Genomic DNA, 24,626 nt, shown 5'->3' on the forward strand with positions numbered 1-24,626 from the left:
ATAGGGCTACGCCAACTGCTTTAGGCGAGGCATCAAATCCAAGAGCTCCCTAGTATACGAATGCTGCGGAGCTTCGAACAACGAATCCGTCTCCTGAACCTCAAGCAACTTCCCATTACGCATCACGCCCACCCTGTCACACATCTGACGTACGACCGGGAGATCGTGGCTGATAAAGAGCATAGTCAAGCCGAGATGTTCCTGCAGGTCTTTGAGAATGTTCAGGATTTGCGCTTGAATAGAGACATCCAAGGCGCTTGTCGGTTCATCGCAGATCAGAAAACGGGGCTGAGTTGCGAGGGCGCGAGCAATACAAATACGCTGACGCTGTCCTCCGGAAAATTCATGCGGATACTTGCGCCATGCGTCCTTAGCCAGCCCAACCCAGTCAAGCAATTCGCGCACACGTGGTTCGATAGCGGACTTGGGCAGGATTTTATGGTGATGGATGGGCTCGGCCACGAGGTCCCCGACCCTCATGCGGGGATTCAGGCTGGAGAACGGGTCTTGGAAGATCATCTGGATCTGGCGGCGGTAGGCTTGCAGGGCCTCTGCCTCCATAACTGTGACGTCTTCGCCATCAAAGATAACCCGTCCGCCATCCACGGGATAGAGCGTTCCAATCATCCGCGCGACCGTGGACTTGCCAGAGCCACTTTCGCCCACAAGGCCGAAAACCTCACCGTCGCGAATGTCGAAACTCACCTGATCGACGGCAGTGAAGTACTTGCGTTGCGATGGTAGCAGCCCACCTTTTTGCAGGAACGTTTTAGTAATGTTTTCGACTTCCAGCAGCTTGCCGGTTTTGGACAGATCAGTCTTGTCCCAATGAGCCGCCAGATCGTCGATCTTGAAGGTTCTTTCCCGCTCGCCATAATTGACCACCGGGAAACGCTCGACCTTGGTGTGCGGGCGCGGCACGGCGGCAATCAGGGATTTGGTATACTCATGTGTCGGCGCGCCGAGGATCTGATCGGTCGTGCCGCTTTCAACCACATTACCGGAGTACATCACAGTGACCGTATCCGTGGTGTCGGCGATAACACCCATGTCGTGCGTCACGAGGATCACGCCAACCTGACGTTCCTTTGCCAGCTCCTTGATCAGATCCAGCACCTGCGCTTGGACAGACACATCCAGGGCCGTTGTGGGTTCGTCCGCGATCAGAACACTGGGTTCGGTACAGAGCGCAAGCGCGATTACCACCCGCTGACGCATCCCGCCGGAAAACTGGTGCGGGTACTGGTTGAAACGATCCGCCGGGTCGGGGATGGACACGCGATCCAGCAGGGCAATGGCGCGCTTTTTCGCCTCGGACGCGGACAGGCCAAGATGCAGTTGGATCGTCTCGACCAATTGCTCACCAACTGTGAACAGCGGGTTCAGCGAGGTCAGCGGGTCCTGAAAGATCATCCCGATCTCTTTGCCCCGGATTCGGCGTTTGTCTTCGGCGTCCAACTCGTCGATGCGGCGCCCGTTCAGCCAGACCTCACCCTCTGACACATGGGCCGGAGGGTCCAGCAGACCGATCACAGCGTTGCCGGTCATGGATTTGCCTGCACCGCTCTCGCCGACAACGCCCCGGATTTCACCGGGGTGGAGATCATAGGTCACATGCTCGACCGGCTTGAAGATGCCGTGGCGGGTGGGGATTTCCACCGTCAGGTTGCGGATCGAAAGAACGGGATCGGTCATTTCAGCCTCGGGTTCAGAACATCACGCAGCCAGTCGCCCAGCAGGTTCACACTCAGCGCCAGTGCCAGCAGAGTGCAGGCGGGGAAGAACAGGATCCACCACTCACCCGAGAACAGGAAGCCCTGCCCGATACGGATCAGCGTGCCGAGCGACGGTTGCGTTGGTGGCGCGCCAACACCAAGGAAGCTGAGCGTCGCCTCGGCAATGATCGCCAGCGCCAGCGAGATGGTCGCGATCACCAGAACCGGTGACAGCACATTGGGAAGGATATGGCGCAGCATGATCGTCAGCGGGCTTTGCCCGATGATGCGCGCGGCGGCGACATAGTCCTTGTTTTTCTCGACCAGCGTGGCACCTCGGACCACACGAGCGAACTGCACCCAATCGGACAGGCCAATGGCCAGGATCAGCACCCAGATCGCCATTTGGTCGCGGTATTCCACCGGAGTAATGCCTTTGGCGATGCCAAAGATAAGCATGGCCAGAAGAATCGAAGGGAAGGTCAGCTGAACATCCGCCGTGCGCATGATGATGGTTTCAGTCCAGCCCCCAAAATAGCCCGAGAGCAGGCCCAGAATAATGCCCAGAACCATCGCAAACAGAACGGCCGCCACCCCAACAAATAACGAGATCCGCATTCCGTACAGGATGGTCGAAAACACATCCCGCCCCTGATCGTCGGTGCCCATCAGGAAGCTTTCGCCTGTAAAGGCATTGGGTTCCATCGGCGGGGTGAAGCCGTTCATCAGGTTGAGGCTGGCCGGATCAAACGGGTTTGTCGGCGCAATCAACGGTGCAAGGATGGTGGCGAGGATTAGGATCAAAGCCACAGTCGCTGAGACCATCGCGACGGGCGAGCGGCGAAAGGCGTAGAACTGGTCGCTGTCCAGAATGCGTCTCACTCGGCTCATGCGCTGACCCTCAGGCGCGGGTCGATGAAGGCATAGAGGATGTCGACCGCAAGGTTGATGGTGACAAAGATGACCGAAATCATCATCAGGTAAGCTGCCATGACAGGAATATCCACGAACTGGATTGCGTTGATGAACAGAAGGCCAAGACCCGGCCACTGGAACACCGTCTCGGTGATGATGGCGAAGGCGATGATGGCCCCCAGTTGCAGACCGATGATGGTGATGACGGGCACCATCGTGTTCTTCAGCGCATGGCGAAAATTGATGGTCCGGTCGCTGAGACCGCGGGCACGGGCAAAGCGGATATAGTCTTGCCGGAGGACTTCCAGCATCTCGGACCGCACCAGCCGCATGATCAGGGTCATCTGATACAGACCCAATGTAATCGCTGGCAAGATCAGCGCCTTAAGCCCGCTGCTGGTTAGCAAGCCGGTGTTCCACCAGCCCAGATCCACAACCTCTCCGCGCCCAAAGCTTGGTAGCCATCCAAGCTCGACCGAGAAGACGTAAATCAACAGGATGCCGATCAGGAAGGTGGGCAGGGATACCCCGATCAGAGAGGCTGACATGATGAAATTCGCGGCAAAACCGTCTCGCCGGATTGCGGTGAAAACACCCAGTGCGATGCCTAAGACTATGGCAAATACGGCCGAGACCAGCGCCAGTTCCAGCGTCGCCGGAGCGCGCTCGGCCAGGATTTCAGCGACCGGACGCCCCTGACGGAAGCTGACGCCGAAATTGCCCTGTACCGCTTCTTGCAGAAACTTCACATATTGCACCGGAAACGGCTGATCGAGACCCAACTGAGCGCGCAGACGCTCCACATCTTCCATGGTCCGCTCCTGCCCCAGCATGTTGTCGATCGGATCACCGACAAAGCGGAACATGGAAAAGGCAACAAGGCCCACGACGAACAGAACCAGCGCCGACTGGGCAACGCGCCTGATAATGTATGACAGCATTTAGTTGACCGTGACCCAGCGCAGAAGGAAGAAATTGTCGGGCCGTTGTGTCAGCTCGACATTGCTACGCGCGCCCCAGACCAACGGCTGGACGTACAGCGGCACATAGGCGACCTCATCCTGAAGTATGCCTGCAACCTCATCCAGCATTGCTTGACGGGTAGGCTCATCGATCTCGGACTGGATCAGTGGCAGCAATTCATCCACGCGGGCGTTGGAATAGCCGCCAAAGTTCCACGAACCCAGCTTCTTTTCCTCATTAGGTGTCGATGCGAGAAAACGCACAGGATGCTCGGCATCAAATGTGCCCGGTGACCAGCCCAGCAGATACATATCGAAGTTGTCGGCCCGCAGTTCCGGCCAGTAGTTTTGAACCGGCATAGCGTCGAGCGTCACGTTCAATCCAACTTGCGTCAGCATGGCGGTAATGGCCTGACAAACGGATTCGTCATTTAGGTAGCGGTTGTTGGAGCATTTGAAGCTGACTTCGGCCCCTTCGGCTCCCGCTTCGGCCAGCAACGCCTTCGCACCTTCTGGGTCGTAGGCATATGGGTCTGCGTTTGCAGCCGAATAACCACGCATCGCCGGGCTGACCAACTGGCTTGCCACTTCGGCGTTGCCGCGCATGATGGTTTGAAGGATAGCTGGTACATTAACTGCCTTGGCAACGGCCTCGCGTACGCGCACGTCGCCAAAAACGTCGGTTCCACCTTGCCCCGTTTCACTTGCGCCTTCCTGCTGGTCAAAACCCAACATGATCACGCGCGCTTCGATGCCCTGAATGACTTTCACGTCCGGGTTGCCCTGCAACCGGGCGACGTCCTGAATGGGAACCGGGTTGATGAAATCCACATCGCCTGAAAGCAGAGCTGCCAGAGCGGTCGCTGGATTCTGGATAGGCACCAGTTCGGCACGAGTCAGGTTGTGCTCGGTCTCGCCCCACCAGCCTTCGAAGGGCTCTAGAACCGTGCGCAGGCCCGGCTCTCTCGCGGTGACGCGGAAGGCACCGGTACCGTTGGCGTTGAGCGTTGCGTAGTTACCTGCTTCTTTGTCGGGAAGGGCTGTGTCATTTGTCTCGGCCCAGCCGCTATCCATGATCATCCAGTTGGCGATGCTGTCGGGAAAGATTGGGTTTGGTGCGGTGGTCATCACGTCGACGGTGTAATCGTCAACCTTGACCACCTCGCTGACGGGCGCGAACCAGCTGCGGGTGTCCGAGTTTTCGTCAGACGCCCGCTGGTACGAGAAGATCACGTCATCCGCATTGAATTCAGACCCATCATGAAACGTTACGCCCTCGCGCAGCTTGAACCTCCATCCAGCTCCGTCGCCGATGGTTTCCCAACTGGTCGCAAGCGCCGGTTCGATGGTCATATCCTTGCCTCGCCGAACAAGCCCTTCGTAGACATTGTTCAAAAAACCCAGAACTGGGGCGGAGTTGACCGCATGAGGATCCATTGTTTGCGGGTCTGTTGTGACGGCAAACGTGAACTCTTTGGCTGAGACAGGAAAGGCAAGCGCGCCCAAAAGCGCGGCAGTGGTCAGACGTTTCATGATAGCTCCCACTTTTTGGTGGCGGGCCCCTTATGCCGAGGCCCGGCCACGTTTCTTAGTTCAGGCCGAAGTGCTTGACCATAGGCTGATCTTCAGGATCAACGTTGATGTCCAGGTTTTCAGCCATACCCCAGTTCAGCACCTGATGGTGGATCGGAATATAAAGCTGTTCGTCCTGCACCACGCGCCAAATCTCGGCGATTGCTTGATCTCGCGCAACAAGATCCGTGTTCGAGGCCAGCGACTTGATCTTGGCATCCAACTCATCATTGTGATACCCGGTGCCGTTCCACGTCCCGATGTCGCTTTCACGGCCATGGACGAGGAAGTTGAAGATGTACTCCGAGTCATAGGTCGGAACGCCCCATCCCAGCATGTAGAAATCGGTCTTGCCATCCGTGATCAGCGGGAAGTGCTGCGCCTTTGGCTTGGCATCCAGATTCACCGTAATGCCGATCTGACCCAGCATACCAACAGCAGCCTGACAGATGCCTTCATCGTTGATGTAGCGGTCATTGGGGCAATCCAGCCGGATCGAGAAGCCGTCGGGATAGCCCGCCTCGGCCAAAAGAGCCTTCGCGCCTTCAACATCCGTGCTGCTTTCACCGTCCATCTCGGCGGTCCAGCCGTTGACGAAAGGCGGTGCGATCATCCCGGCAGGTTGCGACTGACCGCGCATAACCACCTGTTGGATGGCGTCCCGGTTGATCGCCTTGGACATGGCCTGACGTACCCGGACGTCGGCAAGGGGGTTCTTGCCATCGACGTTGTCCGCCTCGATGTCGTCTCCGCCCTGGTTCATACCAAAGAAGATCACCCGGTTCTGCGGTGCTTGCTTGACGACCAACCCGTCCACAGCATTCACCCGGTCCAGATCCTGCACCGGCATATCCTGAAGGAAGTTCACCTCGCCCGACAGCATCGCAGCAACGCGGGTGGCGTCGTTCTGGATCGGTGTATAGATGATTTCGCTGATCGCCATCGGGAACTGATCACGACCCCAATAGTTTTCGTTCCGCTCCATCACGGTTTTCACATCGGGCTCGCGGCTAACCAGCTTGTAGGGGCCGGTGCCATTTACATTCACAGTCGCAAAGGTGATCTCACCACCTTCAAAGTCCTGAACGTTGACCGCGTTGTTCGCCTCGGTCCAGCCTTTGTCCATGATAAACAGGTCGGTCAGGTTCGCCGGCAGGATCGGGTTCGGACCGTCGGTCACGATCTCGACCGTGTGGTCATCAACAGCACGCACCTCGACAATCGAGTTGATCAGCTCTTTCATGTCTGAGTTCGGCTGTTTCGCGCGGTTGATACTGAACACCACGTCTTCTGCGGTGAAATCAGCGCCATCATGGAACTTCACGCCCTGACGCAGGTTGAACACCCAGACATTCGGATCACTCTCACTGGGGGCCCAATCGGTGGCCAGCGCGGGCTCAAAAGCACCGGACGTGTCGCGGATAATCAGAGGTTCATACATCTGGTGGCGCACGGTATGCGTCGGCCCTTCGTTTTGCGAATGCGGGTCAAGCGTCAGCGCATCCCCCGAGCGCGCCCAACGCAGGGTTTCTGCATTGGCCAACGACGTCGTCGTCATCAACAGCGCAAGCGCGAGTATTGGTTTGGTCATGTTTTTCTCCCATTTTGCAGATGCTTATCTGCTTTGAATTCGCGATGCTCTGTCGCAAATTTCTGTGAACGTTATGGTTGTGGATAGCATACCAACTGCGAATGCATGTCAATCGTTCAACGCGGTGCTGAGTTGCCAAACGTTTGCAACGCGGAATTTTTTGATGACAGCTACTCTCTAAAAAACATCGTAACCTGCGCTTCAATTGTCGTTGAAGTCAAAGAACTTTTATAAGGCGGCACCAATTGCAAACCGTACTAAGGCGGTGAGCAAGACTATCGTCCACTCACCAATCCCAGCGGAACCAGATTACAGCTCTAAGACAACTTTTCCGACCGCAGCTCCGGTTGTAAGGCGTGTGTAAGCCGCGTCGACATTGGTCCATCCGAACTTATGTTCGTCAACAATCGGTTTAAGCCGGCCCGCGTCCACAAGATCTGCCAGCTTCTGCAGGATTTCACCATGAGTTTGCCGCCCGACATTGTGCATCATAGGGATCAACATGAAGACGACGTGCAGGGACAAACCTTTGAAATGCACAGGCGTCAAATCGATTTCGACCATAGCGACCGTTGAAGCGACGTGGCCGTTGAGTTTCGCAGCTTCGAACGAGTTCTTCATGTTCGCTCCACCCACAGTGTCAAACACCACGTCGAAGCCTACGCCTTCGGTATGTTCAGCCACATAGTCCGCGACTTTTTGGGTCGTGAAGTCCACGGGCCGCGCACCCAGACCCTTGATCAACGCCAATTGATCCGAACCGCGACCAGTTGCGGACACGGTGGCACCAAGATGACGGGCGATTTGGACGGCGACATGACCAACGCCACCCGCGCCGCCTTGAACCAGCACATTTTGCCCATCGCTGACACCGGCGCGGGTCAACCCTTCGTAGGCGGTGATACCGACAAGAGGTAACGCTGCGGCTTCTCGCATGCTCAGAGTCTTCGGCTTGTGTGCAATCAGACGGGCATCCGCATTGATGTACTCGGCCAGAGAGCCTGGCAGGTCCATCAAACCGCCGGCGCAACCGTACACCTCATCGCCTATGGCAAAACCTGTCACGCCGTCGCCAATTGCAATGACCGTGCCAGCAAAATCCATGCCAAGCACTGCAGGCAAAGCGGGAGACAGAGGCAGGTCTGCTCCCATATTTCGGATCATTGTGTCGACGGTGTTTACGCTGACAGCGGCCACATTGATGACCACATGCCCAGACGTCGCGACCGGGTCGGGCATTTCTGTCAGCTCGAACGGTGCTTCGGGTCCGTAAGAACTTAGAACCAGTGCTTTCATTGGGATTTTCCTTTCGAGAGAGAGTGTGTCGGGCCCACGCGGAAACCACGCACGCCCGACGAGTTCATTGTGTTGAAGAGTGGTCAGTTGATGTCCTGCACCTGCATCACGAGATCGCCCCAATTGCGCTGGTTTTCGATGTCGTGTTCCAAACCTTGTTCATCCGCGATGGTGAAACGTTTGACGGCCGGAGTTTTGCTGGTGGCCTGATAAAGCCAATAGGCTTCTGCCTTCAGCGCCTCATCAATGGGTTTGTCGATGGATTCATAAACCATCTGCTTACAGGCATTGATCGATTCCGCCGGGAATTTTGCGATCCGTTCAGCCAGCGCGGTCACATACGGGCCAATTTCATCCGGCTCCAGAGCCTTGTTGATGGTGCCCAGGCGTTCTGCGTCATCCGCGTCATAGTCCTGCGCACTCAAGATGATCTCAAGCGCTTTGCCAAGACCAGTCTGACGCGCCATGCGCGAGGCACCACCGCCGCAGGGCAGGATGCCCATGCCGACCTCCATCTGCATGAATTTGTACTTGCCCCGCGCGGCAAAGCGCATGTCGAGCGCCAACGCCAGCTCGTGCCCGCCGCCGCGTGCAAACCCTTCCAGCTTAGCGATAGTGGCTTGCGGCACCTTGCTTATCCGTTCGCAAACCGACTGCAGGTCCAGAAGCTGTGCATCCTGCCGGGATACCGCCTCGGTCGACATGTCCTTGAGCAGGTCGGTGTCATAATGGCAGACCCAGATTTCCGGATTGGCGGATTGAAAGATCACGACCTTGGTGTCGCGGTCCCGCTCCAGTCGCATGGCCAAGCTGTTGAGGTCGGCTAACATTTCCTGGCCCTGCACGTTCACAGAGCCGAAGTCGAATGTCACCGTGGCGATGCCGTTTTCGACGGCGACCTCAAAAGTTTGAAAGTTCTCATATTTCATCAGGCTGCCCTTTCTTGGGCCTCGACGCGATACGCGCGAGGGGTTTGGGGGGGGTAAAGGTGATTGTGTTTGGCGCGGTCGCGCCGCTTGGGTCAGCCCGTCTGGCTGATCAAGGTTTTGATGGTGTTCATGACTTCGGCGGTGTGGTCCTTGTCGCGTGCAGCAGCGTGTGGATCAGCGAAATCCCCGCTGTCATTGTCAAAGTAGGCGCCGGACGCGCCAGCGAACCGCTCACCCAGGGCTGCATCAGTCAGGATATCAGCGCCGATGTTCATGTCGTTCCCTGAGATGCCAAAGCCCTCTTGCACCATCTTTGAGGCGAGTAACGATCCGGGATTTACAGCGACCATCATCGGCGCATCGGTTAGCGCTTTGGCCCATTCTAGGGTCCAGATAGTGATCGCCAGCTTGCTTTGCGCATAGGCGTCCATATCCGTCAGCGGGACATTGCCCTGCATAGCCTGAATGTTGACCGGGGCCTGCGCCGCTGACGACAGGTTCACAACGCGCCCGTCGGCGGGCATGATCGGCAACAGCAATTCGGTCAGCAGATACGGTGCAAGCGTGTTGACGACAAAGCGAATGTCCTGCCCGTTCTCAAGCACGGTTTGCGGGGCTTTCAACACACCTGCGTTGTTGATCAGCACATCCAGTTGGTCATGTTTGGCGCGTATGTTGTCGGCCAGCTTTCGAACCGCGGACAGATCGCTCAGATCAGCAGAATAGGTTTCAACATCGCCACCAATTTCGGCGGCGGCGCGCTCTAATTTGGAGGCGCTGCGTCCGTGCAGCAGTACCTTGTGCCCCTCGGCGGCCAGTTTCTTCGCCGTGAGCAAGCCAATGCCGTCAGTGGAGCCAGTGATAAGAATAATCTTGGTCATCGGTCTGATCCTTCAGGAAAAGTGAGGCAGCACAACGTCCGCCAGATGGTCGAGGGTTGCGTCGATGGGTGCTTGATTGAACCTCAGGTTCAGCGCGACGTGATTGACCCCGAGCGTTTCAATCTCGCTCAGATATTTGCATAGGAAATCCGTTCCCGACTGAAACCCAAGGTGGATCGGACGCGGAGGTGCAGCAGGGTCGGCAACGACATCGACATAGAGCGATTGCATAACGGGCTTATCCGGTTGGCCCGCCGCCTTCACGCGTTGTCGGTAATCCGCAATGACTTGCCCTTGGGCCAACGCGTTGCGCGGATAGGTCATCCAACCGTCGCCGTTCTGTGCCACCCAATCAGGTGTTTGCTGGCTGCCACCAGTGATGAGCATCGGCAGGCGGGTTCCGTGCGGTTTAGGCAACAGGTCAATCCCACCAGATAGCGTACCTTGCGCGTTCTCATGTGTGGGGTAATCCGATCCAACCGCGCGAATGTATTCCACGCTCTCACGAAAACGAGCCCCGCGGCCATCATAGCTTTGGTTCATCGCCGGGTACTCCTCAGGCCGATCGCCAGAAGCGATACCCAATAGCAATCGCCCACTCGAGAGTTCATCTGCCGTCGCCGCTGCCTTGGCGACATGTGCGGGGTGGCGCAATGGAAGGATCACACTCGACGTTCCAAGTGCAATCCGATCCGTCGCCGTTGCGAGCGCACCCAGATAGACAAACGGATCGAAAACCTGTCCGGGATCACCGAAGCTTGGAACATTGAAGGGCACGTCGCGTAGCCAAAGTGCTGCAAACCCAAGTTCTTCGGCTTTCTGAGCAGCTTCCAGATGCCCCCGCAGTGTCGGCTCTGCTCCGACGGCGTATGGTTCGAGCGGCAACACAAGACCAATGCTCAGCCGCCTCGGACGAAACACCCGATTATAGGCCGAATTGATCTTCGCAAACTCAGTGGGCTGCCTATCATCCAACATGTCTGTCACCCTTTAATAGCGCACTAAAGTGCGGCTCTCGATGCTTTTGCGGATAGTCGTGACGTTTGGGTCCTCGATCATGTCGAGCGCGCTATGCGCAATCGATGGTAGCCCCTGATTGTCGTAGATGTTGAAGATCGCGACCTCCTCGGGCGTCATCTTGGATTGATAGATCCACTCATGTTTGGGGTTTCCCGCCAGCCCCATGATTTGCCCTGTGCGGTCGGGATAGTTCAGGTCCAGAAGAACCCAGTCAGATGGTTCAACCGATGATGGGCGAACAAAGCCCAAAGGTGCCGAATTGATCGGATGATCCACAGGGCGCCATACATTGACAAAAGCGTAGTGACCTTGCGCCCACTCCGCTGCGGCCCCGGCGCCCAGCAAGTCGATAAGCCGTTGTTCGGCTCCGTCCTTGCTGTAGTCGCTATGAACATTGCGCGCCGGTTTACGTATTGCTTCGGGGTCGTCCACCCGAACAGTGTGATCAAAAACAACGACCTCTCTCGCACCCAGCTTGTCCTGCAGCATCGCTTTGATTTCCGCATCGTAAGTCGGTTTCCAGCCGTCACCTGCAAAGTCTCGGACCTGCGTTTCAAAGGGCGTGATTTCAACGGCATCACGCGCAAATGAAATCGACGTCTTCGTTGTTCGGTTGTCCGCTAGCACAACGGATGTCGCGACGAGTTCAGGGGAAATCAGGTTGCCAGCGACCCCGCCAGCATCAAGCTCAAAGGCTTGCCGGTAGGATTTGTGAACATGGTAGTTGACTATGGCTGTCCGTGTCATGTGCGCCTCCTGCCTAAGTTTTACGGTCTCTGCGAAAAGGATTTAACGTCGATCAAATTGCAGATAAACTGCCCAATCATGTATTGATAATTCGGAAAATAAATATAATGGGCTTAGACACAGACGCGCTTCGCTTGTTTATAAAGGCGGCAGAAATGCTGAACATCAGTGCGGCGGGGCGCGCTTTGGGTATGGCTCCAGCCGTCTCAAGCGCAAAGCTCGCCAAGCTAGAGCAAAGCCTAGGTTCCGAACTTTTGCACCGTACAACTCGCAAAGTGTCGCTGTCTGTCGAAGGTGCAGATTTCCTGCCTTTCGCCCGAGAGATCATCGCACAGGAGGAGGCTGCACTTACGGCGTTGGGCAAGCAAACGACCACCATCCGAGGCACCTTGCGCTTCGCTGCACCGAGCACCTTTGCACAACTCTACATAGCACCGATTATACCAAAGTTTCTTAAACAGCATCCCGACCTTACACTCGATTTACGTCTATCGGATGTTCAGTTTGATCTGATTGAAGGGAGTTTTGATCTGGCGCTCAGGAACGCGCCGCTTGTCGACACCAGCCTCAAAGGTCGAAAATTGGCAGATGACCGCCGCATTCTTTGTGCTGCACCGCACTATCTGGAAACGTACGGCACCCCCAAGACACCTGATGATCTGACCACCCACCACCTGATCGCTTTCCAAAATCGCCAACCGCGCCCGCTGACGGGACCAGCGGGCGAGAATGGGGTTTTCGATCCAGGATCAGCCAAAGGCAAATTAATTATCGATGACGGCCAAAGCCAGGTGTGTGCCACGTTGGCAGGGGCAGGAATTTCTTTGAACGCTCTGTGGAGTGTGCACGAGCATCTGAAATCGGGCCGATTGGCGCACGTCCTACCGAACTTCAATGCCAAAGAGGGCAATGTTCTTTGGCTAATCTACCCCAAGTCCAATGTGTTGTCCCCTAAGGTTCGCGTTTTTATGGATTTTCTGATCGAAGAGATTGGCGCAAAACCGCCTTGGGAATTGTGAATTCAAAGTCAGCCAAGCGCTTCAAAGTGTCAGCAAACCAATGTTTTGAAGGCGCTAAACCCCGAGGGCTGCGTTTAATTTAGAGGTCGATGAAGCTCAGATTTTTTGATCGACCCAGAATTCCAATGAGGCTGCAACCGGTAAGGCAAGTGTGCTGAGGGGAAGAATAAAAGCGACTGGCAGGACTAACGAAGACGATTAGTGACACGGCCCAATCGCCTTGGCTATGGTTCGGAACCGGCGTTCAATTTGGTGGGCTGACCTTCTGCTTGCGAGAAACTGAACGGCGAAAGCGGCGATAGGGGAGCGCATGAGGGTTTGGCTATTTAGAATTATTGGGCTTGTCGCATTACTTGCATTCGCAGCAGTCGCTTTTGTTTGGTTGTTGCTTGCGTCTCCGATGTTCTCGGACATGCGGCGCGGCCTTGTTGAAAGAGTTCTTTCGGAACAAATTGGTCGCCCGCTTTTGGTGAACGATGATGTAAGCGTCGCGCCTGGCCGCATTAGTCACATATATGTCGGTGGGGTGGTCATCCCGAGCCTGACAATGCCGGAGTCACCTCTTGTAGAATTGAACCTGTTGGAATTGGAGCTGGATATTGTCGCCTTGACCAACGGGCGTCTGCAATTTGACAATCTCGTCGTGGAAGGGCTCCAAGCAAATCTTCTGACAGCCGAAGACGGCACAACAAGCTGGCGAAAAGACGGGCCAACACCCAAGCCAGCTTCCGAGGAAACAGTATCGGCGGATGATCAAAAAGACGTCGCGAGCGCTGATAGTATCGATGAGATCGACACCGAAAGCAGTGGAATCCTGAACTTTCTGAGCGACAAGAACGTCAGCTTTAAGTCGATCGGGCTAAACATCGACGACAAGGTCTCAGGCTTCTCGTTTGTGTTTGACCTAAAGTCACTTGCTCTTGAACAAGCGGATCATGGAAAAAGAACGAAGGTCTCTGGTTCCGGCTCCGTCAACGGTCAGGGTTTCCAAATCGAAGGCGATTACCCCCATGACGCGCCATTTACGACACGGGCCAGTTTCGGAGAAATGACCGTAAGCTACGATGGCGAGCCTTTCTCAGAAGACGAAGGTGGTGGCTATCGAGCTGTGTTGAAAATGGACACAGGTGAATTCGGTGATTTTCTAGACGTCATCGGGTTGGAACGCGTTTTGGAAGGCAATGGTCAGCTGCAGGCTGAACTCGTGTCTCAGGATGATCTGAAGATCGAAGCGTTTACAACAACTATCAGCCTGGAGGATGGGCAGAAACTCGAAGCTGAGGGTTCAATAGATGACCTCTACACTGCTCAGGGCGTCGATCTGCTTTTCAACGCGCGGCTTCATCCCGAAGGACAGCCGCCGCCAGCAGCAAAAAGTATACAGGAACTGAAGTTCACTGGCTTTGAAATGCATATGGTCGGATCTCTGGCTTCTTTCGAGTTTGAGAAGTTGCTGTTCCAAACCAATGCATTCGACCAGGGGCTGGACGTAATCGGCCCAGCCTCCATCGAAAGTATTCGCCGCATGCCAGACGGACGGCTTGCCATGCTGGGCGTTGCGCTGCAAGCCGGTCCAATCGCAGAGCCTGTCCTAAAAGCCGAAGGTGAAATCCTCGATCTGCTTCAGCTTCGGGACGTAACATTCGATGGTGTGCTGAACGGGCCCGCCAAGTTGATTTTGCCCAACCTCGATGACGACTATGTTGACCAATTCGGCGGCATCAAAGCCGATTTCAACATATCCAATGCGGGTGGGCCGGTTTCACTCAACAGGTTTAACGCGACGACTTACGACACCGATCTCTGGGCGCTTGATCTTGCGCTATCCGTCAACGAGCTCAAAGGGCTGGCTGGTCTCGATTTCGATGTGAAACTGGACGTCGACGACAGTGCCCAGTTTCTGACCGCGCTCAAGCTGCAACCTGTTGAAATTGGTGCACTGGCTATCGATGCTGAAACCTCCAGGCAGGGTGAAGACTTTGATGCCGCAATCAAGTTCAACGCCGGGTCTTCCGATCTTCTTGCGGCTTTGGATGCAAGTTTCCCCGAAGGTGCACCCGTCGTCCGTGGCAACATTACGAGCGAGAGGCTCGATCTCAATGACCTGAAAAACCTGACCGCTGTACTTGACCAACTGAAGAGCCTGATAGGCGAGACCTCAAAAGAACCTGAAGCCGAAGTTCAGCCCTTGGTTCTGCCGAAGGAGACAGACGTCCAGCCCTTGGTGTTGCCAAAGGAAAAAGGGAAGCCTGCCGATCTTCTGGATGTGCAGCGCGTGCTGCGAGAAGCTGACGTCGAGGTACAAATCGATTTCAAAGAGATTGTAGGCCAGCAAGGCGTAACTTCTGTTTCAAGCCAACTGTCTGCAAAAGACGGAACCGTGGATTTCGGCCCTCTCCAGATGGCTTATGGCGGCGGAAACTTCAGCCTGCGTGCGGTCATGGACCTGATTGACTCACCTGATTGGCTTTCATTGTCGGGATCAACTTCGGGATGGGAATTCGGTGAGATCCTTGATGAGTTGGGAATTGGCATTGATGCCTATGGACGTTTGAGCGGTGAGTTCAACGTTTCTGGCAGCACCGCCTCGGGCAAGGCCTTCATCAACTCCATGCGCGGCAACGCGTCTTTGTCGATGTCGCAGGGCTACATCAGCACCAGTCTACTGGAGTTGGCCGGGCTAGGTATTTTCCCCTGGCTGTTTTCAGAAGAGTTCAGACAGGGCTACACCGACATCACTTGCGTGGTTGCTCCGGTTGTTATTCAGGCCGGGCGAGTCAGTTCAAACTCCATCGTCATTGAAACGGGATCGGTTCAATTGGTGGCCAGGGGGCAAGTGGACTGGCTGAACGATAGCATAGCACTCAGAGCGGAGCCTCGGCGCGTTGGCAAACCCCTGTCCCGAAGCGCTTGGCCCTTTGATGTGACTGGCCAACTTTCGTCGCCAAAGTTTAAGCTGGATGTGGGCGGGTCCAGAAACAAGGCCCCGGAAGGCGCTGATGCTATGCCTGCCGACAGGCAACCCTGTGTGCCGGACATCAATCAATTGCAGTAGTCGGACGCCACCTAGTTCTTCAGTGGTTCCGGCTGTTCGGCCTGACACGTCAGAACGGCCTCAATGGCTTTTGCGGACCCGCTGAGGTCGAGTTCAACCTCGGCCCCACTTTCGCCAATGATCGTAACACTTTGGCGCTTTCCAAACTCGGTTACAAACGCCGGGTTGTCGAAAAAGGCGTAGCCACCGGGCACGCCATTCTTGAAGACCCCAACCGCTTCGCCTTCGAGTTTTGCATCACCGAAGTCGAACTTTACGATACCCGTTGCACCGTCCTCGATTTGAACCCAGGCGGGATTAAAGGCTGCAAAAAAGCCGCCAGCCTGATTGGGTGCCGCGCCGATTTCAACAGTCATTTCATTTTCAAAAGGTTTCCAAGCAAGACAGCCATTTCCCTTTTCGGGATCAATCAGGATTGTCCAGTCCCCGGATTCACCCCACCGTTCCATCCCAGCGGCCCACACCGCGCCAGTGGAGATCAATGCCATTGCTGTCAGCGCCAACCTGTTCATTCAAAGCTCCACACTTGTTCTGCTGATCCTTGGATGCGATCAGATTATCGCGCTAGCCCAATCGAATACAACCATTCGCTTTCTCGAATGTTGAACCACCACCAATGCGCCCTTGTCCTTAAAAAGAAATCATTTTCGCCCTCTGCCAGAGAAAACATGACGCTCAACTCCCCTAGAATTCGCCAGAGTTGTTCCAAGTCTCTTTCGGTCGACATGTAGTCCTTTACAAGATCTGTGCGCCCTGCCATCGGGACACTGTCGACGAACCCTTGCACCACGGTTGTTTTCGCCTCGGTGAAATCGAGATCTTCGATTTCGGTTGGACCATCCACCATGCTGCGGCCCGAGGCGGTTGAACACGCAAGCGAGCTTCGTGAAGCTAAGGCGCAAGTCAAAGCGTTGGCGGTAGAACTGGAACGATTGGTCCGTCAACAAAAAGCAATGCTGGGCCTACGCGCAGAGCAAAGTGTGTGAGGAATACCGGGCTATCGTCGTGTCTTGAATCAAAGTCGACAGAGCGCTTCAAATCCTACGCTACATTCTCCAAGATATATGCAAGCTCTCAGTCCGAAGCGGATCTTCGAAATCCGACTTTGCAATTCTCGTGTAGCGGACCAAACGGCCGTTAACGGCAAAGAACCGAATGACCGTATTGATGCCGCGCACCCGGTTTTTGAGCGCGCGGCTTGTGGTGTTACTCGCTTCGAACAATGTCCGAGTAAGTGCCATTTAGGTTTAGTGTGACGGTGACCGCCTCATCGTCTCTGTTGCGCCAGAACCAGCCGTGATCACCGGCGAAGGGTGTTTCAAAACTGCCTTCGCCTTTCGTTTGACCGCGCCCTTTCTCGTAGGTCACGTTTTGGTCGCCCGCATGTGCGTGGAGGTCGAAGTTGATACGACCACCTTCAGCCACCCAAGAGTAGAACAGGGTCTCGCCCTCTTGCATGGTTGCCTTGATCTCGGTGAACTCACCCGATTCAAGCGTGAACGTGATTGTGTCCTGCCACGCTTCTTGAGCGTGCGCCGTTCCAACAAACAGACCAAAGATGTCGCCCAGCAAGCTGGACGACTGGTCAGCCCCGTGAAGCTGTTGATCTTGTTCGGCTTCATCTGTCAGTTCCTGTTTGATTTCACCCATCTCAGTCAGGCCAAGCACGCGGCCCGCACCCGTTGGGTCGATCCCGTATTCCGCGGGCAGCACAACAGCGACCAGTATCGCCCCGGCGCTGATAGCTGCGATGACCGTGGAGCGAAGAAGCCGGGCTGAACTGGGCAATTCATCGAGGCTCGGTTTTTTTGCATTAAACATCTGTGCTGTTCCTTATGCGGCTACGAAATAGCCGGTCAGTTGGTATCCCATCAGCACAAAGCCGATGGTCATCATGACGACATTGACGGTGTAGGCTTGTTCGAAAAACTTGGCGCTTTTTCGCCAGTACCCCATGACGATGAGGATGGCTGCGAGCGCCAGCAGTTGACCGATCTCGACGCCAACATTGAAAGCCAGAAGGTTAGGCAGAAGCCCGTCTGGTGCGATCTGATAGTCCAATATCTTCGTGGCCAAGCCAGTGCCGTGAAACAGGCCAAAGATGAAAGTCGCCGCCTTGGTGTTGGGCTGGAAGCCGAACCACCGCTGATAGGCCCCAAGGTTGTCGAGCGCCTTGTAGACAACGGACAGCCCGATAATGGCGTCCACAATGTAGGAACTGATGCCCCAGCCGAACCAGACGCCTGCAAGCATCGTGATGGAATGCCCCACTGCAAAGAGGCTCACGTATACTGCAACGTCTTTCGATCGATAGAGGAAGAAGACGACGCCAAGGAGGAACAGGATATGGTCGTAGCCCGTCACCATATGTTTGGCCCCGAGATACATGAAGGGGATGATGTGCACGCCCCAGATTTCTTGGATGTAGCCAGCATCGCCGGGCGTAACATCATGCGCCAATGCTGCGCTTGTCGATAGCAACAACATGGATAGGATGAAGAACGCGAGACGCTTAGAACTGCGCCTGACGCCCTCATTGAGGGTTCTCATGGATTAACTCCGCATAGTAGTTGGATTGATCAGTGGTGCGCGAGAGCCGCGCAGTGCCGATCAAGCGCGCGGAGGTCGGTCTATTCGGAACTGACGGGTGGGGCCGTTGGCGGAAGCCAGCCGTCGCCAGGCCTCGCCTAGGTGAAATTCAGGTGCGATGCCGGGGCCGCTGGTAAGAAACGCCTGATTGTGGTCATGATCCACCACATCGTGGCTATGGCCGTGCATCGCCCAGAATAGGTCTTCTTCGAAGCCATGTGAATGGCCATGATCTTCAACCATTTCCAAATGATCTTCAACCATTTCCAAATGATCTTGGATCGTCTCAAATATCGCCGGTGCATGAGAGAATGATGGCGTTACGGACCAAACGACCAACGCGAGACAGAGGGCAGCCAAGCCAACTCTCTGAATGTGCTCGTAAGCCTGTTTCATCACATCTGTCTGCCCGGTGATCGCAGCCTTTATGCGGCCGCCATGATTTTGTTAACTTCTAACTTAGTGTGCGCCACATGGTCAATTCCGGACAACAGACCATCGGATAGATTGGGTTGTTTTGGACCTGTCGCGGCACCCGAAGCGACAACTGCGCATGGCTGCCCTTCGTTCATCTTGCAGCATCGGTCAGATTGGACTCGGTGCTGCCGTTCTCTGCGGCTTGCATGATTGACTGGTCGCAGCCCCAAGCGGACATTCGTAACAAAGATTTGCAGCTTTTGCTTCGGACCATAAGCCGTCAGAGATTGATGGGAGGTGTCGTCACACTTGTTAGGGTCGCCGTCGCAAGCAGGATCAGGACAACAGCCAACATCTCTATCGAAATCGACCATCGGAGAACAATTGTCGCGCCACGCTTGTTAGCCCTGAGAGCCGGAACAAATCTCAACTTGTTCAACGCCGCGATACCAAGAAGGGCAGAAACGATCACGACCTTGACCAAAAGCCCCAATCCATACGCCGTTCCGAACAAGGCAGCTAAGGAGCCCGAAAGCAGCCATGCGAGTGCTACGCCTGAAACAATAAGGGCGGCAACTCCGTAAGCAGCGACATTGCCAAAACGGTGCAGTAGGTCAGCCCCAGTAGGAGTGAGCGCCGCTTTGTGCAACGGCAGAAGAGCGCCAACCCAAAAGGCAACTGTCAGCAGATGAACAACTAGTAAGACTGAGAGAAGCTCCCTGGGCTCTCCGAGGGAGTGTCCCACCTGGGCAAAGGAAATCGCTATGGCAACGCTGCCCGCCAAAGCGATCCATTGCCCGACGCGGGTGAGCAGGATTGCCAAAATCGCGAGTTCACCCACCGCTCGCCAAACTGCGGCGGTGCCAAGCGGACTGTCCCACACGAAGCCAAGCATCATTGGGTCCGTCGCGCCCTTAAAGCCCATTCCGGATATCCGCGCCGCTCTGATGCCGAAACGTAAAGCAAGCACTGCGAGACCGACAATCGCTGCACCGACCGCGAGGTGCCGTGCAAGACGCAGAACAGACGCCTCGGCGCGCGTGGCAAAGAGGACCGTGAACAGAACGCTACCCATCGCCAGCAGCGCCGCACCGTAGCCAAACGCCTTTGCCAAAATGGCCAAGACGACGACACCATCTATAGGCGCCAGTCCGATCACTCAGCGACCGTGAAAGAGAAGCTGCCCTGCATCGGGTGTCCGTCTGACGCCATACCTCGCCAGTCGAAACGGTAGTTTCCGGGTGCAAGCTCCTCCAAAGGCGTAGCTCGGAATTCCGTGGTAGGGTCCCTACCCGTTTCGCGTTCAATTTCGACATCGCCATCGGGTGAGGTCAACGTGACCGAGATGATGCGCATCGGATCATCGAACCGCATGTTAAGCTCAGGCACATCCGTGACAGTCGCGCCGTCAGCCGGCGTCGTTGCTTCGGACTTAGAATGTGCAGCCGCAAGCATTGGAGCCATTGCTACGACCAAACCGAAAAGGGTTTGTTTGATCATCTGAGTTTTCCTCTATTCGGGTTGGGCATTCAGTTCGTCGTGGTACTCACGAATGTCATCGGGCCAAGTTGATTTGATAAAGGACAGCACCGCAATGATTTCGTCATCGCTGAGCACACCTTCATAGGCAGGCATACCGGTTGGGGGCGCATTTTCCATCAGTCCGGCCAGGCCAAATTTAGTGAGGGTGAACAGCGTTTCATCATCGTGGTGCCACGTGTGCCCTGTGGCGTCATGCGGCGGTGCCGGTAGTAAACCATCCTCGCTGCGCATCTGCCAATTTGGCTGTCCTTCAAGGCTCGCACCGTGGCATGCAGCACATTGATCCGCGTAGATATCTTGGCCAGTGGCGACCAGTTCGGCGTCATCTGGTATCAATAGACCAACCGCCTTGGAGGGCTGAGCCAGAATGAACAATACGGTGAAACCGGCGAGCGCAAGCCCACCGGTGACCAAGAGTGTTGTGCGCCCTAGCATCAGGTGTCGAACGGCTGCGCGGTGCCTGCGCGGTAGTAAACCGTACCGGCCCCAGCCTCTCCCCCAAATGCGATGACGTTATAACGGGCAGACGGATCGTCGCCCATACCAGGGGAGCCCATTGGCATGCCAGGAACGGCAAGCCCTGTGATGTCGGGCCGATCCTTCAACACAGCTTCCAGTGCTTCGAACGGCACATGGCCTTCAAAGACATAACCACCGGCTTCAATGGTATGACAGGATGCGAGGTTCAGCGGGATACCCCGCGCTGACTTCTGTGCCTCGGGGTCTGTCAGCTCCTCAACGCTGACGGCGTAGCCACGCGCGCGAGCCAAGTCGGCCCATGCGTGACAACATCCGCAATCTGGTGAGGTAAGCACGTGCATCGGGGTGCCTGCACGGACGGGAAGAGCACTCGCGATGAGAGCAGTTGCAGATAGTGTGGTGAAGTGACGACGTGTGATCATGTCTGTCGGTCCTTTGATGTGAAATTTGAACGGATTGCGGGCGAGCGCCCGTTGCCGTTCAAGCTTTCGGAGGACCGGTGGGGACGCCCAGTGCGAGGCCCGAAAAATCGCAGCGAGCCTGCGTCACACCACCTTCTGAGATCGCAAATGGAGCAATCGGCGAAATCCCTGCCGTTGCAACCAGATCACCAAAACAGGATGTTGAACCCATGCCGCCAGTGGTGTCACAACACTCCGCTGCAGCTTTCTCGGCATCAGCCAACGGATCGTCGCCCGCCATTTGAGCATGATGACCAGAATGATCCGATCCATGGGTCAAGCCATGCTTCACGGACGCTGCGGATGCGCCAGAGAATGCAACAACCAGAAGTATCGACAGGACCAAGCGAAACATACCAATTACCTACTTGGGGTATGTGGTTTTGACAAGCTTCGAGGATGTGCCGCCATATACTTCCTAGCTTTACTCATTTTCCGTGCGCCACATCTCTGGATCAAGCCCGTCCGGAACAGTGGAACATAGATCACCTGAAATTTCGGCAAGGCTGCTTATTGACTGACTTACGCATAAGTAGCGACGGCAAGGTCAGCAGGTTGCCTTTAGCCCAAGATTTTGCCGGTAATGAAGGAATAAGAACTTTCGACCAGATCGATGACGACATCCAGCTCTTCTGGCGTGGTCGGTGTATATATCATGACAAAGCCGCTCCACCCAGGACGTTGATTGGCCCAAGGGTGTTCGACGGCCCAGCCAGCCTCAATTGCCATTCGCGCCATTGCCGGGTCGAGCGAGGCGTGCAAGCTGCCATCTGTGTGCATATGCGCAAACTCAAACCCACCGACGATAGAGTTCGGTCGAGACAACAACATGTCGGGATCAAGCTGAAAGCCAATCGCGCCAGGAAGCGATATGCGCGTAGGGCCAAGTGTGACCCCTGGGAATTGCGCGACACGCTCCAGCAATAGCTGGGCCAAATCGGCATCAATCTCGACACCAATCTGTGTATGGGGTACGCCGCTTGTTGTTTCAGGACGGGGTGAGCTACGCTCCGGCAAAGAGCGCTCTTGTGCGAATGCCAACGGGCACGTCAATGCCACCGCCGTTGCAGCAACCGCCAATGCTCTCAGGATTTCATTCATCGTGTTGACCATCCGCCAAAATCAAGGAATGAGCGTTCAGCGCAGTATCGGCGCCCTTGCACACATCATTCAGCCTTTAACGCTTCGATATTGATCAAGAGCTCTATCTCGTCGCTCACCGCTGGCGCAAATGCCCCAAGTCCGAATTCAGACCGTACGATGGTCGCCGTGGCTGCCAGGCCCAGGGTCGACGTGCCCTCTTTTGGGCCAAACGGGTATGGAGCTGACTTGTTAAGCGTTGTTTCCAAAACAACAGGTTTGGTGATGCCATTCATGGTCAGGTCGCCAGAAATATTCGCGGTTTTTTCCCCGGTGACTTCAATGCTGGTCGAGGCGAATGTGACCACGTCACTGTCACTCGCGCTAAAAAAGTCATCGGACATGAAGTGTTGCAGACGGGCGTCCCAGCCCGTGATCATGGATTTTACAGGCATAGACACTAAGACCGATGATGATGACGGATCATCTTCGTTGAACTCGATCTCGCCGCTAAAACCTGAGAACATTCCAAACGTTTCCGAAAACCCGATGTGGTCGTAACTGAACAATACCTGACTGTGCCCGGGATCCAGCTCGTAAGTGCCACTCTCGGACAATGCGGTTGTCGCGCCCATTGATAAGAGTACCGCCAACGGGGTTGCTGCGACTTTGAACATTGATACGCTCCCATTTTGACAAGACATGTTCGCGGGATTGAGTATTGAGCTTTAGATTTCACCTGACGATACATTTAGAACAAAATGTTCTGCTATGCAACAATGTGTTCTATAGGAGGGACGATTGAAAGAAGATCCTAGGCTGATCGCTACACGGCGGGCCGCGCTTGATGCGGCGCAAAGGATACTCACGGATGAGGGTGTGCTGCACGTAACTCATGGTGCAGTTTCTAAGGCGACGGGCATTTCGCGCAGCACACTATACAGGCACTGGCCAGATGCGCGTTGTCTGCGCGATGCAGCGTTCAGGCGCATCGCTACACCGCCAAACATACCGCCTAAAACTGATGGCCCGCTGCGATCTGACCTGCGCTGGTTACTCGGCGTACTGATGGGAGCCTTGAATGACACACCATGGGGCCAAATCGCGCCTCAGGTGGTCGCTGCTGCGTCCACTGATGCAGAAGCGCGTTTAGTGATCACTGAATTCATGAAAGACAGGTTCGCAAGTGTTGAAGCAATATTTGCAGCCGCAATAGACCGCGGTGAGATTGCCGCAGATGTTCCGGTTGAACAGCTCATAGAACTCGCTGTCGCGGCACCATATTTCCGCAAGCTCATACGTCACGAAACACTTCACGAAGAATGGTTGGACAAACATGTCGATCTGCTTTGCAGCATCGCGCATACAACTTCGGGCCAGTGAGCATCATCTGATTTTGCAATCAAAGCGACCTGCAACTGGCGCGAGATTGCGACAGAACAGCAAGCTATGATCAATGGCATGTCCAGCCAGTTCTGCTTAGCGAGTGCTCCAAAAGATCTCGATAAAGGTTCGCTATAATCGTTCGTCAAGGCTTGCAAAGTCTGCTTTCCGCGCATCGCTGACGTTCGCGAGAACCCCAGCAAAATGGCCGAATGGAACCCAACGTCCCTCAGTGAGCGCCCCTTGCCGGTCGAGCGCCGCAAGAGACCATAACCGTAACGACTACGCCATAAACTGATCAAGCTCATCGCTAAGTCAGACTATCACGCAGAGCAAAACTTTGGGCGAACTACTCAAACTTATGGAGTGCGCGAAGTGTTATTCGCAAACCTGCAACCGGTGTAGGCGCGCGCGCAACACCGTGCTCATGCTATTGATTTAATTCATTACATTCAGGTTTTCTTGCCCACAACTTCGCGTGATATTTGCGCGTAATTTTGCTCGGTTTACCCAAAAGTTTGCACACTCCCCCTATCGGCGTCCCACTACATCCTTCCGAAAGTCTCTTTGAGTTCTGCGACTTGTTCAGCATCCAACATCCGGATTGGCATACCTCGCATTACAAGGAGCAACTTGGCTGTTTCTTCCAACTCTTCTGCTGCACAGACCGCTGAAAAAAGATCCTTTCCCGATACGAAAGGTCCGTGATTGGCCAACAGAACCGCACTATACTTGCCGCCCAATTAACGGATCAAATCACCGGATTTCGGGTCACCCGGCTTGACGTATGGAACCAGTTTGACCATGCCGACGCGCATGACAACGTATGGTGTAAGCGGTGGAATACAGTTATTGGGATCGGTGTCTTCCAAACACGACAGTGCGGTGGCCCAGTTCAATGGGGGAGGCTCACCGAAGCTGGATCAATTGCGAAGATGGACCAAGCCATCGAAGCCGAAGACCTTGAAGCCT

27 protein-coding genes are annotated in these 24,626 nt (G+C 55.3%); 4 read left to right on the plus strand and 23 right to left on the minus strand.

The genetic code is table 11. The features are described from left to right. Positions 1–6: 6 nt before the first annotated feature. The 10 genes from GOV90_RS20485 to GOV90_RS20530 all read right to left on the minus strand — a co-directional run bounded on the left by GOV90_RS20485 (position 7) and on the right by GOV90_RS20530 (position 11,628). Positions 7–1,695: an ABC transporter ATP-binding protein gene (locus GOV90_RS20485; RefSeq protein WP_171096720.1), complete on the minus strand. Its 1,689-nt coding sequence runs from the start codon at positions 1,693–1,695 to the stop codon at positions 7–9. Continuing rightward, positions 1,692–2,606, minus strand: a complete 915-nt coding sequence (locus GOV90_RS20490) for an ABC transporter permease (RefSeq protein WP_171096721.1) — start codon at positions 2,604–2,606, stop codon at positions 1,692–1,694. Before GOV90_RS20490 ends, GOV90_RS20485 begins: the two co-directional genes overlap by 4 nt. Further along, positions 2,603–3,571: an ABC transporter permease gene (locus GOV90_RS20495; RefSeq protein ID WP_171096722.1), complete on the minus strand. Its 969-nt coding sequence runs from the start codon at positions 3,569–3,571 to the stop codon at positions 2,603–2,605. Before GOV90_RS20495 ends, GOV90_RS20490 begins: the two co-directional genes overlap by 4 nt. Further along, entirely contained in the window at positions 3,572–5,125 is a 1,554-nt protein-coding gene (locus tag GOV90_RS20500; RefSeq protein WP_171096723.1) for an ABC transporter substrate-binding protein, read from the minus strand. 55 nt (positions 5,126–5,180) lie between these two features. Next, positions 5,181–6,755 carry an ABC transporter substrate-binding protein gene (locus GOV90_RS20505; RefSeq protein WP_171096724.1) on the minus strand — a complete coding sequence of 525 codons (1,575 nt, stop codon included), beginning with the start codon at positions 6,753–6,755 and terminating at the stop codon, positions 5,181–5,183. Between the two features lie 309 nt (positions 6,756–7,064). Next, on the minus strand, positions 7,065–8,051 hold the full coding sequence (locus GOV90_RS20510; RefSeq protein ID WP_171096725.1) for a zinc-dependent alcohol dehydrogenase family protein: 987 nt from the start codon (positions 8,049–8,051) through the stop codon (positions 7,065–7,067). An 83-nt stretch (positions 8,052–8,134) separates the two neighbouring features. After that, a complete protein-coding gene (locus tag GOV90_RS20515) occupies positions 8,135–8,980 on the minus strand; it encodes an enoyl-CoA hydratase/isomerase family protein (RefSeq protein ID WP_171096726.1) in 846 nt (281 codons plus the stop codon). 92 nt (positions 8,981–9,072) lie between these two features. Further along, positions 9,073–9,861 carry an SDR family NAD(P)-dependent oxidoreductase gene (locus GOV90_RS20520; protein WP_171096727.1) on the minus strand — a complete coding sequence of 263 codons (789 nt, stop codon included), beginning with the start codon at positions 9,859–9,861 and terminating at the stop codon, positions 9,073–9,075. A gap of 12 nt (positions 9,862–9,873) precedes the next feature. Then, entirely contained in the window at positions 9,874–10,839 is a 966-nt protein-coding gene (locus GOV90_RS20525) for an LLM class oxidoreductase (RefSeq protein ID WP_171096728.1), read from the minus strand. Positions 10,840–10,851: 12 nt separating this feature from the next. Further along, positions 10,852–11,628: a CmcJ/NvfI family oxidoreductase gene (locus GOV90_RS20530; protein WP_171096729.1), complete on the minus strand. Its 777-nt coding sequence runs from the start codon at positions 11,626–11,628 to the stop codon at positions 10,852–10,854. A gap of 107 nt (positions 11,629–11,735) precedes the next feature. Between GOV90_RS20530 and GOV90_RS20535 the strand changes: the two genes are divergently transcribed. Continuing rightward, positions 11,736–12,647, plus strand: a complete 912-nt coding sequence (locus GOV90_RS20535) for a LysR family transcriptional regulator (protein WP_171096730.1) — start codon at positions 11,736–11,738, stop codon at positions 12,645–12,647. A gap of 310 nt (positions 12,648–12,957) precedes the next feature. After that, on the plus strand, positions 12,958–15,702 hold the full coding sequence (locus GOV90_RS20540; protein ID WP_171096731.1) for an AsmA family protein: 2,745 nt from the start codon (positions 12,958–12,960) through the stop codon (positions 15,700–15,702). Positions 15,703–15,713: 11 nt separating this feature from the next. On the opposite strand, the gene GOV90_RS20545 is transcribed toward GOV90_RS20540, so the two are convergent. From GOV90_RS20545 to GOV90_RS20600, 12 genes are all read right to left on the minus strand, one after another. Continuing rightward, positions 15,714–16,214, minus strand: coding sequence for a hypothetical protein (locus tag GOV90_RS20545; RefSeq protein ID WP_171096732.1), 501 nt, complete (start codon positions 16,212–16,214; stop codon positions 15,714–15,716). Between the two features lie 44 nt (positions 16,215–16,258). Next, a complete protein-coding gene (locus tag GOV90_RS20550) occupies positions 16,259–16,549 on the minus strand; it encodes a hypothetical protein (RefSeq protein WP_171105986.1) in 291 nt (96 codons plus the stop codon). A gap of 359 nt (positions 16,550–16,908) precedes the next feature. After that, positions 16,909–17,523: a transmembrane anchor protein gene (locus GOV90_RS20555; RefSeq protein WP_171096734.1), complete on the minus strand. Its 615-nt coding sequence runs from the start codon at positions 17,521–17,523 to the stop codon at positions 16,909–16,911. Between the two features lie 12 nt (positions 17,524–17,535). After that, on the minus strand, positions 17,536–18,189 hold the full coding sequence (locus GOV90_RS20560) for a HupE/UreJ family protein (protein ID WP_245223309.1): 654 nt from the start codon (positions 18,187–18,189) through the stop codon (positions 17,536–17,538). Positions 18,190–18,312: 123 nt separating this feature from the next. Beyond that, on the minus strand, positions 18,313–18,687 hold the full coding sequence (locus tag GOV90_RS20565) for a hypothetical protein (protein ID WP_171096736.1): 375 nt from the start codon (positions 18,685–18,687) through the stop codon (positions 18,313–18,315). Between the two features lie 301 nt (positions 18,688–18,988). Next, on the minus strand, positions 18,989–19,867 hold the full coding sequence (locus tag GOV90_RS20570) for a CopD family protein (RefSeq protein ID WP_171172895.1): 879 nt from the start codon (positions 19,865–19,867) through the stop codon (positions 18,989–18,991). Further along, entirely contained in the window at positions 19,864–20,208 is a 345-nt protein-coding gene (locus tag GOV90_RS20575; protein WP_253284832.1) for a copper resistance CopC family protein, read from the minus strand. Before GOV90_RS20575 ends, GOV90_RS20570 begins: the two co-directional genes overlap by 4 nt. A 12-nt stretch (positions 20,209–20,220) precedes the next feature. Then, complete coding sequence (locus GOV90_RS20580; protein WP_171096738.1) at positions 20,221–20,685, minus strand: cytochrome c; 465 nt, start codon at positions 20,683–20,685, stop codon at positions 20,221–20,223. Continuing rightward, the gene (locus tag GOV90_RS20585) at positions 20,685–21,152 is read right to left on the minus strand and encodes a DUF411 domain-containing protein (RefSeq protein ID WP_171096739.1); all 468 of its coding nucleotides are present in this window, start codon (positions 21,150–21,152) and stop codon (positions 20,685–20,687) included. The genes GOV90_RS20580 and GOV90_RS20585 overlap by 1 nt, the downstream gene beginning before the upstream one ends. A gap of 58 nt (positions 21,153–21,210) precedes the next feature. Beyond that, entirely contained in the window at positions 21,211–21,546 is a 336-nt protein-coding gene (locus GOV90_RS20590; RefSeq protein WP_171096740.1) for a hypothetical protein, read from the minus strand. 206 nt (positions 21,547–21,752) lie between these two features. Continuing rightward, positions 21,753–22,292, minus strand: coding sequence for a luciferase family protein (locus tag GOV90_RS20595; RefSeq protein ID WP_253284831.1), 540 nt, complete (start codon positions 22,290–22,292; stop codon positions 21,753–21,755). 65 nt (positions 22,293–22,357) lie between these two features. After that, complete coding sequence (locus GOV90_RS20600) at positions 22,358–22,948, minus strand: YceI family protein (RefSeq protein ID WP_171096742.1); 591 nt, start codon at positions 22,946–22,948, stop codon at positions 22,358–22,360. Positions 22,949–23,072: 124 nt separating this feature from the next. On the opposite strand from GOV90_RS20600, the gene GOV90_RS20605 reads away from it, so the two are divergent. Further along, positions 23,073–23,654 (plus strand): TetR/AcrR family transcriptional regulator, encoded by a 582-nt coding sequence (locus tag GOV90_RS20605; RefSeq protein ID WP_171096743.1) that lies wholly within the window; start codon positions 23,073–23,075, stop codon positions 23,652–23,654. 545 nt (positions 23,655–24,199) lie between these two features. Here GOV90_RS20605 and GOV90_RS21440 read toward each other — a convergent pair. Next, a complete protein-coding gene (locus GOV90_RS21440) occupies positions 24,200–24,397 on the minus strand; it encodes a class II aldolase/adducin family protein (protein WP_217350785.1) in 198 nt (65 codons plus the stop codon). On the opposite strand from GOV90_RS21440, the gene GOV90_RS21105 reads away from it, so the two are divergent. Further along, positions 24,359–24,626, plus strand: a 268-nt coding sequence (locus GOV90_RS21105) for a hypothetical protein (protein WP_216602375.1), incomplete at its 3' end; no start/stop codon positions are given. The genes GOV90_RS21440 and GOV90_RS21105 overlap by 39 nt on opposite strands.

Origin of the sequence: Ruegeria sp. HKCCA5929, from assembly GCF_013034525.1 — a bacterium.
In the GTDB taxonomy this organism is placed as follows: Bacteria; Pseudomonadota; Alphaproteobacteria; order Rhodobacterales; family Rhodobacteraceae; genus Ruegeria.

Coding starts and splice junctions, on each gene's coding strand:
- GOV90_RS20505 (WP_171096724.1), bottom strand. CDS start 6,755: ATGACCAAACCAATACTCGCGCTTGCGCTGTTGATGACGACGACGTCG.
- GOV90_RS20525 (WP_171096728.1), bottom strand. CDS start 10,839: ATGTTGGATGATAGGCAGCCCACTGAGTTTGCGAAGATCAATTCGGCC.
- GOV90_RS20585 (WP_171096739.1), bottom strand. CDS start 21,152: ATGATCACACGTCGTCACTTCACCACACTATCTGCAACTGCTCTCATC.
- GOV90_RS20550 (WP_171105986.1), bottom strand. CDS start 16,549: ATGGTGGATGGTCCAACCGAAATCGAAGATCTCGATTTCACCGAGGCG.
- GOV90_RS20520 (WP_171096727.1), bottom strand. CDS start 9,861: ATGACCAAGATTATTCTTATCACTGGCTCCACTGACGGCATTGGCTTG.
- GOV90_RS20535 (WP_171096730.1), top strand. CDS start 11,736: ATGGGCTTAGACACAGACGCGCTTCGCTTGTTTATAAAGGCGGCAGAA.
- GOV90_RS20515 (WP_171096726.1), bottom strand. CDS start 8,980: ATGAAATATGAGAACTTTCAAACTTTTGAGGTCGCCGTCGAAAACGGC.
- GOV90_RS20560 (WP_245223309.1), bottom strand. CDS start 18,189: ATGTTGTTGCTATCGACAAGCGCAGCATTGGCGCATGATGTTACGCCC.
- GOV90_RS20500 (WP_171096723.1), bottom strand. CDS start 5,125: ATGAAACGTCTGACCACTGCCGCGCTTTTGGGCGCGCTTGCCTTTCCT.
- GOV90_RS20490 (WP_171096721.1), bottom strand. CDS start 2,606: ATGAGCCGAGTGAGACGCATTCTGGACAGCGACCAGTTCTACGCCTTT.
- GOV90_RS20545 (WP_171096732.1), bottom strand. CDS start 16,214: ATGAACAGGTTGGCGCTGACAGCAATGGCATTGATCTCCACTGGCGCG.
- GOV90_RS20510 (WP_171096725.1), bottom strand. CDS start 8,051: ATGAAAGCACTGGTTCTAAGTTCTTACGGACCCGAAGCACCGTTCGAG.
- GOV90_RS20540 (WP_171096731.1), top strand. CDS start 12,958: ATGAGGGTTTGGCTATTTAGAATTATTGGGCTTGTCGCATTACTTGCA.
- GOV90_RS20590 (WP_171096740.1), bottom strand. CDS start 21,546: ATGTTTCGCTTGGTCCTGTCGATACTTCTGGTTGTTGCATTCTCTGGC.
- GOV90_RS20565 (WP_171096736.1), bottom strand. CDS start 18,687: ATGAAACAGGCTTACGAGCACATTCAGAGAGTTGGCTTGGCTGCCCTC.
- GOV90_RS20595 (WP_253284831.1), bottom strand. CDS start 22,292: ATGAATGAAATCCTGAGAGCATTGGCGGTTGCTGCAACGGCGGTGGCA.
- GOV90_RS20555 (WP_171096734.1), bottom strand. CDS start 17,523: ATGTTTAATGCAAAAAAACCGAGCCTCGATGAATTGCCCAGTTCAGCC.
- GOV90_RS20530 (WP_171096729.1), bottom strand. CDS start 11,628: ATGACACGGACAGCCATAGTCAACTACCATGTTCACAAATCCTACCGG.
- GOV90_RS20495 (WP_171096722.1), bottom strand. CDS start 3,571: ATGCTGTCATACATTATCAGGCGCGTTGCCCAGTCGGCGCTGGTTCTG.
- GOV90_RS20485 (WP_171096720.1), bottom strand. CDS start 1,695: ATGACCGATCCCGTTCTTTCGATCCGCAACCTGACGGTGGAAATCCCC.
- GOV90_RS20580 (WP_171096738.1), bottom strand. CDS start 20,685: ATGCTAGGGCGCACAACACTCTTGGTCACCGGTGGGCTTGCGCTCGCC.
- GOV90_RS20575 (WP_253284832.1), bottom strand. CDS start 20,208: ATGATCAAACAAACCCTTTTCGGTTTGGTCGTAGCAATGGCTCCAATG.
- GOV90_RS20600 (WP_171096742.1), bottom strand. CDS start 22,948: ATGTTCAAAGTCGCAGCAACCCCGTTGGCGGTACTCTTATCAATGGGC.